Here is a 14,321-nt window from a genome sequence, read left to right as displayed (position 1 = left end):
TCAGGGGTATGGTGTCCCTCCCGACGGGGTGAAGGAGTGGGACATGGGATCGGCGGCGGAGATCGAGGGCGAGGAGCAGCCGTGGGGCGAGGTCAGCCCCGACGCGGCGCGGCGGCTGCTGATCGCCGCAGTCGAGGCCTTCGCCGAGCGCGGCTACCACGCGACGACGACCCGTGACATCGCGGGCCGCGCCGGTATGAGCCCCGCCGCGCTCTACATCCACTACAAGACGAAGGAAGAGCTGCTCCACCGCATCAGCAGGATCGGCCACGACAAGGCCCTGGCCATCCTGCGGACCGCGGCGGACGGCGAGGGGAGCGCCGCCGAGCGGCTCACCGCGGCCGTGCGCTCCTTCGTCGGCTGGCACGCCGCCCACCACATGACCGCGCGCGTGGTGCAGTACGAGCTCGACGCGCTCGGCGACGAGCACCGCACGGAGATCGTCGCGCTGCGCCGCAAGTCCGACGCGGCCGTGCGGGACATCATCAACGACGGTGTGCGGGCGGGGGAGTTCGACGTCCCCGACGTGCCGGGCACCACGCTCGCCGTGCTCTCGCTCTGCATCGACGTCGCCCGCTGGTTCAACGTCGCGGGGCACCGGACGCCCGACGAGGTCGGCGCGCTCTACGCCGACCTCGTGCTGCGGATGGTGGGGGCTCAGAAGTAGTAGCGGGACACCGACTCCGCGACGCAGGCCGGCTTGTCGCCGCCCTCGCGCTCGACGGTGACCTGCGCCGTCACCTGCACTCCGCCGTCCTTGGTCGGCGTGACCTCGGTGAGCACGGCGGTCGCGCGCAGCCGCGAGCCGACCGGCACGGGGGAGGGGAAACGGACCTTGTCGGTGCCGTAGTTGATGCCCATCCTCATGCCCTCGACGCGCATCGTCTGCGGCACCAGGCTCGGCAGCAGCGACAGCGTGAGATAGCCGTGCGCGATCGTCGCCCCGAAGGGGCCCTGCGCCGCCTTCTCGGGGTCCACGTGGATCCACTGGTGGTCGCCCGTGGCGTCGGCGAAGAGGTCGATCCGCTTCTGGTCGATCTCCAGCCAGTCGCTGTACCCGAGTTGCTCGCCGACTCCGGCACGCAGTTCCTCGGCCGACGTGAAGATCCTCGGCTCCGCCATGTCCCTGGTCCTCCCAGACGTGTGCGACTACGTCATCTACGTACGCGACTAAGCGCTTGCTCAGCATGCTGGGTGCGCCGACGCGTGTCAACGGACCGGCCGTGAAGGCCCGCCGGGCCGACCATTAGGGTTCGAGAGGTGCCCCAGATTCCAGAGAAGGTCCACGAACTCACGGTCGGCCAGCTGTCCGCGCGCAGCGGCGCCGCCGTCTCCGCCCTGCACTTCTACGAGTCCAAGGGCCTCATCACCAGCCGCCGCACCTCGGGCAACCAGCGCCGCTACCACCGGGACACGCTGCGCCGCGTCGCCTTCATCCGCGCCTCCCAGCGTGTCGGTATCCCGCTGGCCACGATCCGCGAGGCCCTCGACTCGCTGCCCGAGGAGCGCACGCCCAACCGCGAGGACTGGGCCCACCTCTCCGAGCACTGGCGCACGGAACTGGACGAGCGCATCAAGCAGTTGGGCCGGCTGCGCGACCACCTGACGGACTGCATCGGCTGCGGCTGTCTGTCCCTGGAGACCTGCGTGCTCTCCAACCCCGACGACGTCTTCGGCGAGCGGCTCACCGGCTCCCGGCTGCTCGCGGAGCGCAGGACCGCGCCGCCGAAGTGAGCGATGCCCTCTCGCGGTGATCCGTCATCGCCGAGCACTCCCCCCCCCCGCCGCGGAACGACGTGACCACCGGAATTTCCCCGTGCCACGTCTAGCCGCAACCGTGGGAGCCGTATCAACGTGTTCTGTACGCAAGGGAGTTCGCGAAGGAGAGCACAGCAGCGCAAGTCCACGCCTATCGGGGGAGGGGCGATGTCGGTCGCCATTTGCTCATTGCTGTGGGACGCCGCACGGCACGGAAAGCAGACGATCAAGTACGACAGCGACGGGTACCACCTGGTGCGCTTCCCGTACGGCACGGGCCAGGAGTCGTACGACGCCTGGCGCATGCACGACCCGTCGAAGGGCGGCACGAGCCCCTCGAAGTTCCCGGACGCCCGCTCGGGGCTGATATGGCCCAGCCACGACGGCTGGGGCGTGCTCTCCGCGCTGGTCTTCTGGGGGCCCGACGGTGACCCGACCGAGTACCGCTCACGCTTCGTGCGTGACCCGCTGGGCCTGACGACCGGGTACGACTCGACGGCCACGACCGACTCGGCGCCCACCAGGGGCGGGCAGTACAGGTCCTACGTCTGGCAGATGTTCGTGCACCCGGACACACCCGTCGGGCTGAAGATCTCGGCGCGCGGCGCGGGAGACGTGAGGCTCGCCACGCCGCTGGTTCACGCCCAGTTCAAGCTGGCCATCCACATGGACGTGGCCACGCCGTGACCGCGCCGCTCCTCACGCCGACACCAGGGGGCGCAGCCGCCGGGCCCGCGCCCGGGCCACCGCGTCCGCGGTGAGGACGGGGCCGGGCACGACGATGCCGCAGCCCGTGCAGACCGCTCCCGATGACGGCTCGTGCGCCAGGCCGTGCTTCCAGACGAGGGCCGTGTCCGCGCAGACGGGGCAGGTGGTGCCCGGCTCCCTCTCCAGCGCCGCGATGAGCCGGCGCAGGACTTCGGCGAGGGGTTCGTGGGGGTGGACGTCGGGATCGTCGCACCAGGCGACCCCGCACCCTCCCCAGGTGCAGCGGTGCCAGTCGTCGTCGCTGCCGGGGCGCCTGAGCCCGTCGTGCTTCTCCTTGCGGCGGCGCTCCGCGAAGTCCTCCTCGTAGGCGAGCCACACGGCCCGCGCGGCCTCCAGTTCGTCGAGCGCGGCCACCAGCCGCGCCGGATCGGGTGACCTGTCCTCGGGCCCGAAGCCGGCCCGGGCGCACAGATGGTCCCAGGTCGCCCGGTGGCCGTAGGGGGCGAACCTCTCCAGGCACTTGCGCAGCGAGTAGCGCCGCAGTGCCAGATCGCTCTGCGGATCACGCACCTGTCTCGCGAGACTCCGGAATCCGGCCATCGCCCTGCACCTCCGTCACACGTACTGCCGTACTGGTACCCCGTGTTCCGTTTCTGCCGGTGTCGAAGCCGAGCCGAGGTCCGGTCGGCTTCGAAACGACGTCGCCGAGTAGACGTATCGACAAGCGATTCGGCTCCCATATCGGGCGACAGATTTTCGCTTGCCCGTTTGAACTGCGCTGACGCCTGCCGGAGGGGGGCGCGTTGTGGTGATTCGGAGAAGGCGACGCATGTTCATCTTTCGGGTTCGCCGACCCGCCAGTAGCCTCCGCCGCATCGGTCTTCCCCAGGACCCACAGGAGCACCCATGCGACGACGCATCGTCAGGCTCGGAACTCTCACGGCGGGAGCGGCGCTCGCGCTCGGCGCCTCGCTCGTGGCCCCGCTCCCGGGCGCCGGCGCGGCCCCGGGGGAGCCGGCGCCGAAGCAGGAGGCCGCCGACTACTGCGAGGGCCAGTGCGCGGACATCCTGCCGCCCGGCACGAACGGCAGTGCGACGCTCGCCGAGATCCTCGCCCACCGCGTCCTCGGCACCCGGCCCGCGCACGCGGACGACCAGGTGGGCCCGTACGACGCGCTCTCCTCCGGCTATCCCTCGCTCACCGACGACCGCCTCACCGAGTTCTTCGACGACGCCTCCTTCGGCGTACGCGAGGGGCAGGTCGCCTCCGTCACCACGCCGCGCGACGACGTGACGATCACGCGCGACAAGAAGTACGGCATCCCGCACATCAAGGGCACCACGCGCTACGGCACCGAGTTCGGCGCGGGCTACGCGGCCGGGCAGGACCGGCTCTGGCTCATCGACCTGTTCCGGCACATCGGGCGCGGCCAGTTGACCTCGTTCGCGGGCGGCGCGCTCGCCAACCAGGGCCTGGAGCAGCAGTTCTGGCCGCAGGCCCCGTACACGGAGCAGGACCTGGAGAAGCAGGTCGAGTACATCAGGTCGACGCAGGGCGAGCGCGGCAGGCAGGCCATGGAGGACGCGCAGGCCTACGTCGACGGGCTCAACGCCTACCGCGTCAAGTCCAAGAACGGCCGCTACTTCCCCGGCGAGTACGTCCTGACCGGCAAGATCGACGCGATCACCAACATCGGTGAGATCGAGCCCTTCGAGGTCACCGACATGATCGCCCTGGCCTCCGTGGTCGGCGGCCTGTTCGGCAACGGCGGCGGCGGGGAGGTCGAGTCGGCCCTCTCCCTGCTCAAGTCCCAGGAGAGGTACGGCATCGAGAAGGGCACGAGGGTCTGGGAGTCCTTCCGCGCCCGCAACGACCCCGAGGCCGTCCAGACCGTCCACGACGGCACGAGCTTCCCGTACGCGGGCAAGCCCGAGAAGGCGCGCGGCACGGCGATGCCCGACGCGGGTTCGGTCGAGCGTGAGCAACTCGTGTACGACCGCGAGGGCGGCGCCGGGTCCGGTGTGAAGGACCCGGTGAAGGCCCCCGAGAAGCTCAAGCCGCTCCAGGGGATGTACGACAAGGGAGTCCTGCCCCCGGACCTGTTCCGCGAGGACGGCCGCAAGAAGGGCATGTCGAACGCCCTCCTCGTCTCCGGCAAGCACACCGCGAGCGGCAACCCCGTCGCCGTCTTCGGCCCGCAGACCGGCTACTTCGCCCCCCAGCTCCTGATGCAGCAGGAGCTCCAGGGCCCGGGCATCAGCGCGCACGGCGTCTCCTTCGCGGGCGTCGGCATGTACGTCCAGCTGGGCCGCGGCCAGGACTACGCCTGGTCGGCCACCTCCGCAGGGCAGGACATCACCGACACGTACGCCGTCGAACTGTGCGAGCCGGGCGGCGGCACGCCCACCAAGCAGTCGACCGGCTACCTCTACCGCGGCACCTGCACGCCCATGGAGAAGCTGGAGCGCAGGAACGCCTGGAAGCCGACCCTCGCCGACTCCACGGCGGCCGGCTCCTACCGCATGCAGGTCTTCCGCACGAAGTACGGCATCGTCACGCACCGCGCCACGGTCGGCGGCAAGCCCGTCGCCTATGTCTCGCTGCGCTCCACCTACCGCCACGAGGCCGACTCGATCATCGGCTTCCAGATGCTGAACGACCCCGCGTACGTCAAGGACGCCGCGTCGTTCAAGAAGGCCGCGCAGCACATCAGCTACGCCTTCAACTGGTTCTACGCCGACGCGCGCGACATCGCGTACTACAACAGCGGCGCCAACCCCGAGCGCGCCAAGGACGTCGACCCCGCCCTGCCGGTGCTCGGCCGACAGGCCTACGAATGGCAGGACTTCGACCCCGAGAACAACACCTCCGCACAGACACCGCCCGCCCAGCACCCGCAGTCCGTCAACCAGGACTACTACATCTCCTGGAACAACAAACAGGCCAAGGACTACAACACGGCCGGTTTCGGGGGCAGCGCCGTGCACCGCGGGGACCTGCTCGACGGGCGCGTCAAGAAGCTCACCGAGGAGGGCGGCGTCACCCGCGCCTCGCTCACCCGGGCCATGTCCGAGGCCGCCGTCACCGACCTGCGCGGCGAACAGGTACTCCCCGAGCTGCTGAAGGTGCTGCGCAGCAAGCCGGTCACCGACCCGCAACTGGCCAGGGCCGTCCAGCAGTTGGAGGCCTGGCGCAAGGCGGGCGCGCAGCGCAACCAGACGGCGGCGGGCTCCAGGACGTACGCCCACCCCGACGCCGTGCGCGTCATGGACGCCTGGTGGCCGCTGCTGGTCGAGGCCGAGTTCGAGCCGGGCCTCGGCAAGGACCTGTACGACGCCCTGACGGCCCAACTGCCCACCGACGAGGCGCCGTCGGCCGGGCACGGGCCCACCGGCGCGCACGCCGGATCGGCCTTCCAGTACGGCTGGTGGGGCTATGCCGACAAGGATCTGCGCACGGTCCTCGGGCAGCCCGTCGAGGGCGAGCTCGCCGACGCCTTCTGCGGCGGCGGCGAGCTCGACGCCTGCCGCGACAGCCTGCTCGCCACCCTCGCGCAGGCCGTCGCCAAGCCCGCCACCGAGGTCTACCCCGGTGACGACTCGTGCAAGGCGGGCGACCAGTGGTGCGCCGACGCCGTCATCCACCGCCCGCTCGGCGGCATCACGCACCGCGCGATGCAGTGGCAGAACCGTCCGACGTACCAGCAGGTCGTCGAATTCCCCCGCCACCGGCCGTAGTGCGCGACCACCCGTAGTCCGCGGTTCGCCACCGCGTCAGGCGAAGGCGATCCGCCCCGCGGCGAACACGACGCGTGCCAGCTCCTCGTGGCACACGTCGCTGTGCGCGCCGGAGGGCGGACCGCCCCGCCGCACCACCGACGCCGCGTCGATGCTGACGCACCCCTTGGTGGGCACCTTCTCGCCGAGCTTGATGCGCTTGGTGCCGTCCACGGACCGGACGCCGTTGTAGCCGATGGCGCCCCAGCGCTCCCACAGGTTCAGGAAGCTCGTGGAGTCGCCCGCCAGCTTCGACGCCAGCGGATAGAGCCGCCCCAGGGCGTCGTCGAAGCGCGAGTAACAGGAGACCAGCGGGCCGTCGACGCGGCGCTGCATGCCGTGCAGCGCGCCGCCCCGCGACGTGTCGTGCGGCAGGCGCTCGGCGAACGCGTAGTGCGAGAAGGCCCCTTGGAGCAGCGTCACCGACTTCACCGTGCGGACGTCCGCGGGCATGCCGCGCAGCGCGTACGAGACGAGCCGGGCGCCGAAGCTGTGCCCGATCAGATGGACCCTGACCGCCGGCACGTCACCGGCGAGCAGGCCGATCGCGGCCCCGAGCCCCAACTGGCCCACGGCGCCCGCCCGCCGCTTCATCGCGTAGTAGGTGCCCTGCCGCAGCAGCTCGTGCGCGCCGCCCCACAGCCGCTTGCGCAGGGAGCCGAAGAGCTCGGGGCGTCCGTTCTCGGCGAGGGCGGCGGCGAACACCTCGCACACCTGGACCGCGTCGTCGGTGAGCATGGCGGGCTCGCCCGCCCCGGTGTCCTCGCCGAAGTGCCGGGCCGGGCTCGTCTCCCGCTGCGCGACCAGTTCGCGCACGAGGCGGCCGAACTCGTAGATGCGGGTGGGCACTTCCGAGCGCTCCGCGAGCAGCTCGGCGATCCGGTCGAGCGTCGCGCGGTGGTCGGGGAAGGCGCGGTCGAGCGCCCGCCGGGTCGCCGCGTCGAGGACGGGTCCGCCCGGCGGCGCGGCGGCGGTGACGGTGGCCGAGGGGTCGAAGTCGGGGATCGGCTCGTCGGCGAAGCGGATGGCGGGCCAGAGCACCCCGACGTAGCCGAGGCGCACCCCCGCCCCCGACAGGTCCCGGCAGGGGGCGAAGAAGCGGCGGTACAACTGCCGTGCGTCCCGCTGCTCGTTGTTCCAGCCGTGCGCGAAGACCAGCAGATCCGTGACGCGTTCGCGTTCCGCGCCGGACAGCAGCTCCTCGCGCTGCGCGGTGTCGACGTCGCCGTCGGCGTCGAAGGTCAATTCCCAGTAGGGCTCCACGCCGGTATGGTCCTGCCGCCCGGGCCACCTGGCCAGATGTCGCGCAGTACGCGCCGGTGCCGGTTCCCACCCCCGCAGGCTCCGGTCCCGGCGCGTGTCCTGGTGGTGCGCCGCTAGCCGCCCGACCTGCCGTGGCGGGCCCAGCGGTTCACCGGCGGCACCCAGCACAGCACGACCGCCGCGACGGCGGTGAGCAGTGAGACGAGGCTCAGCGCGACGACGGAATCGGGTTCGTAGTCACCGAGAATGAGGAAATGCGGGAACAGGGCGAGCACGGCCGAAATGGTGAGGAGAACCCGCGACCAGACGGCGGCGCCGCGGCGCGCGACAAGGGCGAATACGAGGAGGCAGACCCCCGTGAAAACGGCGAATCCGGCGCGGGCCGAGAGCGTTCCCGCCCGGTCGCTGACCAGCTCGTCCCACATCGGCCCCGTCAGGGCCCTGATGTCGGCCGCCGTCGTCCCCGACGGCAGGCCCACGACGTCCGGGTGGTCCGCGATGACGTCGTCGATGTTCTCCTCGGCCATGTCCTCGCCGCCCGCGAAGACCAGGGCGGCGCCGGCGAAGGCGGTGACCGCGGAGGCCGTCGTGGTCCAGAACAGCGCGGCGAGGGCGCCGGGCCGCTTGGCCGCGCGCCGCGTGGGCGGTGCTCCCGCACCCGGCGGTGCGGTGTGCGCGGGGGCGGCCTGGTAATGACTCACGAGCGTGACTCTCCTTGCAGAGATGATGGAACGAGTGGGATTGGCTCGACCATTCCATGGGTACCGGGAACGCATCCAGCGTTTTCTGTAAGAAATCCCCAGATAATTAGTGCTGAACTCCGGATCAGTTTCCCTCTGTGGTTATGCTGCAATGCCGTAAAAGACGAGGGAGTCGGAGAGCGAGAACTCGCGCATGGCATTATCAGAGCCGCAGCAGGACCCCACATCCGGACCGCGGCAGTCCCCCACTTCCGGACCGCTGCAGTACCCCACGGACCTCCTTGACACCACGATGGACCAGTTGCGCACGCTGCTCGCGGTGCACGAGAGCGGCACCGCGCTCGCCGCGGCCCGCCAGCTCGGCCGCGAGCAGTCCAGCGTGCAGAAGCAACTGGACACGATGAACCGCACGTTCGGGGCGCTCTGCGGCGAGGCCCTGGTCCTCAAGCGCGGCCGCGGCAAGGACGTCCTGTTCACTCCCACCGGCGAGGCCCTGGTCGACCTCGCGCGCCGCACCCTGGACCAGTGGACGGAAGGCGTCCACGACGCCAGGCGCCGGCTCGGCAGGACCCTCTCCGTGGGCTCGACCCGCTACACCCTGGGGTTCCTCCTGGACGCCGTGGAGCGGGTCAGCGAGGCGTACGAACGACGAGGCGTCGACCTGAAGGTGACGCATGTGCGCACCGGCGACCTCTTCGCCAGACTGCAGGCCAAGGAGTTGGACCTGGTCTGCGGCTCCATCGTCGTGACCGAGGGGCAGGAGGCCGAGCTCGATCCGTACGAGATCATCGAGTGGCGCCGCAGCGGCCTCTCGCTGCTCACCAACCTGCCCGAGGAGCGGCTTCCGGGACCCTCCGTCACCGCGGGCCGGCTGACCAGCCTGCCCCTGGTGGTCTCCGCGGGCGGCCTCATCGCCCGCTTCCTCACCGCCTGGTACGGCAGCGACTACCGCCAGCACCTGTCCGTGGCCGCCGAGATAGAGGCCGCGCACTACGGCTTCGAGCTGCTGCGCTCGGGCGTGGTCAGCGGGGCGATGCTGGTCACGCAGGGCATCGGGGAGGCCGCCGAGAGCGGCAGCCTGCCCGAGGCCGGGGGGCTTCGGCGGCTCGACATCATCGGGGACGTCGGGCCGAAGACCGAGGTTCTGGTGGGGGTGTTCACACGGCGCGGCGACCGGGCGTCGTGCGGCCCGGGGCACCCGCTGAATCTCTTGTGGGAGGCGCTGTCCAAGGACAACGGACGCTGGTGGCTCAGCCGTTGAATTCGACGTCCGGCGCTCCCGGATATGTGGTCTGGACATGTGGAGAATGACGCGTCACGTGAATTCGCCCGCGGCTCACGCCGGTTCCCGCTCCCGCGGCTCAGGTCAGTTCGCGCTCCCGCGTCTCCGGCAGCGCGAGGACGCAGAGCAGCGAGACGACCGCCATGGCGCTCACGTACCAGCCCACCGACGAGGAGCCGAACGCCGACTGCAGCCGGGTGGCCACCAGCGGTGAGACCGCGCCGCCGAGCACACCGCCCAGGTTGTAGGCGAGCGAGGCGCCCGAGTAGCGCACGTGCGTGGAGAACAGCTCCGGCAGATAGGCGCCCATGGGGCCGTAGACCACCCCCATGCAGAACAGCGCGCCGCCGATCGCGAGGGCGACGAGCACCGGCTGCTCGGTGTCCAGGAGCGGGAAGAGCACCAGCCCCCACACCACCGCGAGGCCCGCGCCCGCGAGGACCAGCTTGCGCCGCCCGTCCCCGTCGGAGCGGGTCGCGGCGAGCCAGGTGCCGGCCGCGAGGAAGAGGCAGGCGACCAGGGAGAGGCCCAGCATGGTGTTGCGGGAGATGTGCAGGGTGCCGGTGGCGTAGGAGAGGCAGTAGGTCGTCGCCGTGTAGAAGAGGCCGTACGCGACGACCATCCCGCCCGCGCCGAGCAGGAGTTCGCGCGGGTGGCGGCGCAGCACGTCGAGCGCGGGGGCCTTGCTGGCCTCCTGCGCCGCCATGACCTTGGCGAAGACCGGCGTCTCGCTGATCTTGAGGCGCACGAACAGGCCGACGGCGACCAGCAGGAACGAGAGCAGGAACGGCACGCGCCAGCCCCACGAGCGGAACGCGTCGTCCGAGAGCACGGACGAAAGCAGCCAGAAGACGCCGGTCGCCGCGAAGAAGCCCACGGACGGGCCGAGTTGGGGGAAGGCCGCGTACAGTCCGCGCTTCTTCCTCGGCGCGTGCTCCACCGCGAGCAGCGCCGCCCCGCCCCACTCGCCGCCGAGCCCGATGCCCTGCAGGAAGCGGAGCAGGATCAGCAGGACCGGCGCCCAGATGCCCCACGTTCCGTAGCCGGGCAGGAGTCCGACGAGGGCGGTGGAGAGGCCCATCAGGAGCAGCGAGGCCACCAGGACCGACTTGCGGCCCACCCGGTCGCCGAAGTGTCCGAAGACCACCGAGCCGATGGGCCGGGCCGCGAACGCCACCGCGTACGTGGAGAACGACGCGAGGGTGGCGTTGACCGGATCGAGGGTCGGGAAGAACGCCTCGTTCAGGACGAGGGCGGCCGCCGTGCCGTAGATGTAGAAGTCGTAGAACTCGATGGCCGTCCCGATGAAGGAGGCCACGGCCACTCTTCGCATGCTCTCCGGGCCGGTGTCCGACGGCTGGTTCTCACCCTGGACCTGCTGTTTCGCTGTCTCTGTCGCTTCGCTCTGCACGAGCGGCACTCTTGTGGTGGATGTAGGGAGCAGTCAATAGGTGGTACGGCCGGTCTCGATCACTGAGACTGGCGATGGGCCGCCGTGACCTCGTGCAGATGGACGAGGATGTCGTGGGACGGCGCGAGACGGACCTTGTACGGGCCGTCGGGCCACCCCGATCCGATGCTGCGGGTCTCGCGCGCCTCGCTCAGCCACTTCCGGGTGTCGGCGGGCAGCTTCCGCAGATCCACGAAGTAGTCGTCGAACCGCACCTTGTCGAGGGTGTGTTCGTTCATCCCGCGCGTCGCCGGGCCCAAGGAGAAGGACTTCCACTCGCCGCCGTCCTGGCCCTGCGCCATGAACGACCCCCGGTCGAAGGTGAATCCGATGCTCGCGTACCGCTTGCCGAGCCGGTCGCGCAGGAAGGCGCCCTGCATCTTCGGGTAGCGCGGGTCGTAGGACTCGTACGCGACATGGGCGTTGTGCGCCGAGAGGAACACCTTGCCGCCGGCGTACCGCTGCCACCACGCGGTGTTGTCCGCCATCATCCGGTCCCGGTACAGCATCGCCTCCTTCTGGCCCTCCGCCGTGTCGAGCGGGAAGGCGAACGTGTCCCCGGTCTGCGCGACGGACCTGGCGTGCTGCAGGGCGAGTTCGTAGGCGCCGTCCTTCTCGGCCGGTCGGCGCTTCTTCAGCAGGTCGTACGCCGCCGTCGCCTTCTTCGCCAGCGCCTTGCGCTCGGCGAGCGGCAGTCCCATGTAGGCGTCGCCGTCCGTCAGACGCCGCAGCGGCGCGTACAGCTCGTCGATCCGGGGCAGCAGGTCCGGCTCGTGCGCGCGCACGTAGTTCCGCACCCCGTCGAACAACTCGACGCCCTGCTCCGGGTAGTTGAGGTCGTTGCCCATGAAGCGCAGCTGCCGCTCCGGGTGCCTGTCGTTGTACGCCCGCATCCAGCGCAGCAGATGGACGTACTCCTCGGTGTCCCACGGGGTCTTCGCCAGCTCGCGGTGGACCAGCTCGCGCGCGTCGCCCTTGCCGCCCCGCACATAGGCGTCGAAGCGAAGCCCGGTCGTCCAGCTCACCTCCTGCGCGAAGGTGGTGAACCCCTTCACCTCCACGAGGTGGCGGAACACCCGCTCCTTCATCGTGAAGAACTCGTGCGACCCGTGCGTCGCCTCGCCCAGGCCCACCACCGACGCGTCGCCGACCATCCGGGCGAGCGGCCGCAGGTCCTTCGTGCTCCCGCCCGGGTCGGTGGACCGCAGGGGATGGGCCGCGCGCTCGATCGCCGCGACCGGATCCGCGGGACGCGGCGCCGCCCCCGCCGCCTGCGGGGCGATCAGCGCCCCCGCACCGGCGGCCGCCACCACCAGGAGCGGAACCCCCCGACGCGTCACCCGTGTCATGCCGAACCTCCTCAACTCGCCTGAACCGACTGTGAGATCACGATCCCGCGCGCGGCGGGCGCATCGCCATGGAGCAGGCACCCACATGAGCGGTGGGGTCTGCCCCACCACGGCCCGGGCGTGTACGTTCTGCGCCATGGCGCAATTCGTACTGGTGGCAGGAGCCTGGCTCGGATCGTGGGCATGGCAGGAGGTGGCGGAGGAACTGCGGGCGGCAGGACACGGCGTCCATCCGCTGACGCTGTCCGGCCTCGCCGACAGACAGGACGTGCCCGCGGGGCAGCGGACCCACGTCCAGGACATCGTCGACGAGGTCGAACGCCTCGACCTGCGTGACGTGGTCCTGGTCGGGCACAGCTACTCGGGCATTCCGGTCGGCCAGGCCGCCGAGCTGATCGGCGACCGCCTCGCCCACGTGGTGTTCGTCGACGCCAACGTCCCCGTCGACGGCGAGTCGTTCGCCTCCGTCTGGTGGCAGGGCCAGGAGGCGTTCGAGGCCGAGCTCGCCGAGAACGACGGCTTCTGGGCGCCCCTGACCGCCACCGACTGCGACGGACAGGAGCTGGACAGCGAGCAGGTCGCCCGGCTCACGAGCGGGGCGACGCCGCACCCGGGCGCCACCCTGACCGAGCCCGCGGTCCTCGCGCGCCCGCTCGACGAACTGCCCGCGACGTACGTCAAGTGCCTGCTCGACGGGGACGAACCGATGGACGACGTCGCCGAGTTGCTCAAGAGCGAGCGCTGGCGGCTCGTCGAGATGGACACGGGCCACTGGCCGATGTTCTCCCGGCCGCGCGAACTGGCGAGGATCCTGCACGGCAGCGTGAGCGCCTAGGAGGCGGCGCGGCGGGAAGCGGACAGGGGACGGGAAGGCCGCGGCGGGTGCGGTGCCGACACCGTGCCCGCCGCGGTTCCCCGAAGGTCACGAGGAGGTCTTGGTCACCTCCAGGTCGGCCATGGGCTCGGCGACACCGCCGCCGGGCGGATCGGCGGCCTCACTCGCACCGTTGTCGGGGTTGGGGTCCGCGGTCTCGGACTTGGAGGAGGCGGTGTTCTTGAGGTCCTTGCCGTCGCCGGTGTAGCCGGGGTCGAGCTTGACCTTGAAGGTCCACGACTTCGAGGTGTTGTTCTTGACGACGTCGGCGGTGCAGGTCACGGTCTGCCCGTCCGCGGTGCAGCCGTCGGCGGAGGAGACGAAGGCGAGCGGGGCGGGCAGCTCGTCGGCGGCCACGACCTTCGTGGCGTCCGAGGGCCCGGCGTTCTTCGTGGTGATGGTGTACGAGAACTCCTCGCCCGGGGAGACCTTTTCCGAACCCACCGCGGTCTTCTCGGTGGACAGGTCGGCGGCGGCCTTGCCGATGGTTCCGCCGTCGGGCAGTTCCGCGGAAGCGGTGTTGTTCCCGGCCTGGGGGTCCTCGGTGTCCGAGACGATGTTCGCGTTGTTCTTGAGGTCCTTGCCGTCGCCGGTGTAGCCGGAGTCGACGCGGGCCAGGAACGTCCAGGTCTTGCTCTCCTCGACGCCCAGCTCGGCCACCGGGCCACAGGTGACCTTCTGGCCCTCGGCGGTACAGCCGTCCTTGGAGGAGACGAAGGTCAGACCCGCGGGGAGGGTGTCGGTGACCTTGGCGTTCTTGGCGACGGAGGGCCCGCTGTTCTTGGCGGTGAGGGTGTAGGTGACGGTGCCGCCGGGCGGAACCGGCGCGCGGCCCCGGTCGGTGGCCGAACCGTGCAGATACCGGAGGGCCGCCGTGGCCGCCATGGACAGGTCGGCGCCGCTCGCCCTGGCGGGAGCGGGGCCTGTGGCCGACTGGGCCAGGGCTGCGGGAGAGGCGCACAGGGGCACCGCACAGGCCAGCGCGGCCACCGCCGCGGCCGAGCTCATGCGCCAGGGTCTCTTCTTCGATGTCATGTCGGTTTCTGTTCTTCCTCGGTCGTGCCACGGCTGTCCGGGGGCGGGGCGGCGGGATCGCCGAGGTCGCCCTCGACGCGGTGGCATGGGGGTGGGACGGCCGCCGTGGGACGGTGGCCGCGGT

13 protein-coding genes are annotated in these 14,321 nt (G+C 70.9%); 6 read left to right on the top strand and 7 right to left on the bottom strand.

Annotation, left to right across the window (positions count from 1 at the left end):
- The first annotated feature begins 43 nt into the window (after positions 1–43).
- Entirely contained in the window at positions 44–667 is a 624-nt protein-coding gene (locus ACZ4D5_RS25865) for a TetR/AcrR family transcriptional regulator (RefSeq protein WP_467774767.1), read from the top strand.
- On the opposite strand, the gene ACZ4D5_RS25860 is transcribed toward ACZ4D5_RS25865, so the two are convergent.
- The gene (locus ACZ4D5_RS25860) at positions 658–1,122 is read right to left on the bottom strand and encodes a MaoC family dehydratase (protein ID WP_467774766.1); all 465 of its coding nucleotides are present in this window, start codon (positions 1,120–1,122) and stop codon (positions 658–660) included. The genes ACZ4D5_RS25865 and ACZ4D5_RS25860 overlap by 10 nt on opposite strands.
- A 138-nt stretch (positions 1,123–1,260) precedes the next feature.
- Here ACZ4D5_RS25860 and soxR point away from each other — a divergent pair, with 138 nt between their 5' ends.
- Entirely contained in the window at positions 1,261–1,734 is a 474-nt protein-coding gene (soxR, locus tag ACZ4D5_RS25855) for a redox-sensitive transcriptional activator SoxR (RefSeq protein WP_467774765.1), read from the top strand.
- 192 nt (positions 1,735–1,926) lie between these two features.
- Complete coding sequence (locus ACZ4D5_RS25850; RefSeq protein ID WP_467774764.1) at positions 1,927–2,445, top strand: hypothetical protein; 519 nt, start codon at positions 1,927–1,929, stop codon at positions 2,443–2,445.
- 12 nt (positions 2,446–2,457) lie between these two features.
- Here ACZ4D5_RS25850 and ACZ4D5_RS25845 read toward each other — a convergent pair whose 3' ends face one another.
- Positions 2,458–3,066 carry a hypothetical protein gene (locus tag ACZ4D5_RS25845; RefSeq protein ID WP_467774763.1) on the bottom strand — a complete coding sequence of 203 codons (609 nt, stop codon included), beginning with the start codon at positions 3,064–3,066 and terminating at the stop codon, positions 2,458–2,460.
- Between the two features lie 306 nt (positions 3,067–3,372).
- Between ACZ4D5_RS25845 and ACZ4D5_RS25840 the strand changes: the two genes are divergently transcribed.
- Positions 3,373–6,204, top strand: a complete 2,832-nt coding sequence (locus ACZ4D5_RS25840; RefSeq protein WP_467774762.1) for a penicillin acylase family protein — start codon at positions 3,373–3,375, stop codon at positions 6,202–6,204.
- Between the two features lie 36 nt (positions 6,205–6,240).
- Here the strand turns inward: ACZ4D5_RS25840 and ACZ4D5_RS25835 are convergent, their stop codons facing one another.
- Entirely contained in the window at positions 6,241–7,506 is a 1,266-nt protein-coding gene (locus ACZ4D5_RS25835) for a serine-threonine protein kinase (protein WP_467774761.1), read from the bottom strand.
- 113 nt (positions 7,507–7,619) lie between these two features.
- Complete coding sequence (locus ACZ4D5_RS25830; protein WP_467774760.1) at positions 7,620–8,207, bottom strand: hypothetical protein; 588 nt, start codon at positions 8,205–8,207, stop codon at positions 7,620–7,622.
- Positions 8,208–8,400: 193 nt separating this feature from the next.
- Between ACZ4D5_RS25830 and ACZ4D5_RS25825 the strand changes: the two genes are divergently transcribed.
- Positions 8,401–9,468, top strand: coding sequence for a LysR family transcriptional regulator (locus ACZ4D5_RS25825; RefSeq protein WP_467774759.1), 1,068 nt, complete (start codon positions 8,401–8,403; stop codon positions 9,466–9,468).
- A gap of 100 nt (positions 9,469–9,568) precedes the next feature.
- On the opposite strand, the gene ACZ4D5_RS25820 is transcribed toward ACZ4D5_RS25825, so the two are convergent.
- On the bottom strand, positions 9,569–10,822 hold the full coding sequence (locus tag ACZ4D5_RS25820) for an MFS transporter (protein ID WP_467774758.1): 1,254 nt from the start codon (positions 10,820–10,822) through the stop codon (positions 9,569–9,571).
- Positions 10,823–10,959: 137 nt separating this feature from the next.
- Positions 10,960–12,288: an erythromycin esterase family protein gene (locus ACZ4D5_RS25815; RefSeq protein WP_467774757.1), complete on the bottom strand. Its 1,329-nt coding sequence runs from the start codon at positions 12,286–12,288 to the stop codon at positions 10,960–10,962.
- Between the two features lie 136 nt (positions 12,289–12,424).
- Between ACZ4D5_RS25815 and ACZ4D5_RS25810 the strand changes: the two genes are divergently transcribed.
- Entirely contained in the window at positions 12,425–13,123 is a 699-nt protein-coding gene (locus ACZ4D5_RS25810) for an alpha/beta fold hydrolase (RefSeq protein ID WP_467774756.1), read from the top strand.
- Positions 13,124–13,210: 87 nt separating this feature from the next.
- On the opposite strand, the gene ACZ4D5_RS25805 is transcribed toward ACZ4D5_RS25810, so the two are convergent.
- A complete protein-coding gene (locus ACZ4D5_RS25805) occupies positions 13,211–14,197 on the bottom strand; it encodes a DUF11 domain-containing protein (RefSeq protein ID WP_467774755.1) in 987 nt (328 codons plus the stop codon).
- Positions 14,198–14,321 lie beyond the last annotated feature (124 nt).

The organism is Streptomyces sp. NPDC025651 (assembly GCF_055558735.1).
This window is presented reverse-complemented; position numbering and strand designations above follow the sequence as displayed.

What these genes read in the sequence shown, in the direction of transcription:
- ACZ4D5_RS25825 (WP_467774759.1), top strand. Translation starts at nt 8,401, where the DNA reads ATGGCATTATCAGAGCCGCAGCAGGACCCCACATCCGGACCGCGGCAG.
- ACZ4D5_RS25850 (WP_467774764.1), top strand. Translation starts at nt 1,927, where the DNA reads ATGTCGGTCGCCATTTGCTCATTGCTGTGGGACGCCGCACGGCACGGA.
- ACZ4D5_RS25805 (WP_467774755.1), bottom strand. Translation starts at nt 14,197, where the DNA reads ATGACATCGAAGAAGAGACCCTGGCGCATGAGCTCGGCCGCGGCGGTG.
- ACZ4D5_RS25815 (WP_467774757.1), bottom strand. Translation starts at nt 12,288, where the DNA reads ATGACACGGGTGACGCGTCGGGGGGTTCCGCTCCTGGTGGTGGCGGCC.
- ACZ4D5_RS25810 (WP_467774756.1), top strand. Translation starts at nt 12,425, where the DNA reads ATGGCGCAATTCGTACTGGTGGCAGGAGCCTGGCTCGGATCGTGGGCA.
- ACZ4D5_RS25840 (WP_467774762.1), top strand. Translation starts at nt 3,373, where the DNA reads ATGCGACGACGCATCGTCAGGCTCGGAACTCTCACGGCGGGAGCGGCG.
- ACZ4D5_RS25865 (WP_467774767.1), top strand. Translation starts at nt 44, where the DNA reads ATGGGATCGGCGGCGGAGATCGAGGGCGAGGAGCAGCCGTGGGGCGAG.
- ACZ4D5_RS25860 (WP_467774766.1), bottom strand. Translation starts at nt 1,122, where the DNA reads ATGGCGGAGCCGAGGATCTTCACGTCGGCCGAGGAACTGCGTGCCGGA.
- ACZ4D5_RS25820 (WP_467774758.1), bottom strand. Translation starts at nt 10,822, where the DNA reads ATGCGAAGAGTGGCCGTGGCCTCCTTCATCGGGACGGCCATCGAGTTC.
- ACZ4D5_RS25845 (WP_467774763.1), bottom strand. Translation starts at nt 3,066, where the DNA reads ATGGCCGGATTCCGGAGTCTCGCGAGACAGGTGCGTGATCCGCAGAGC.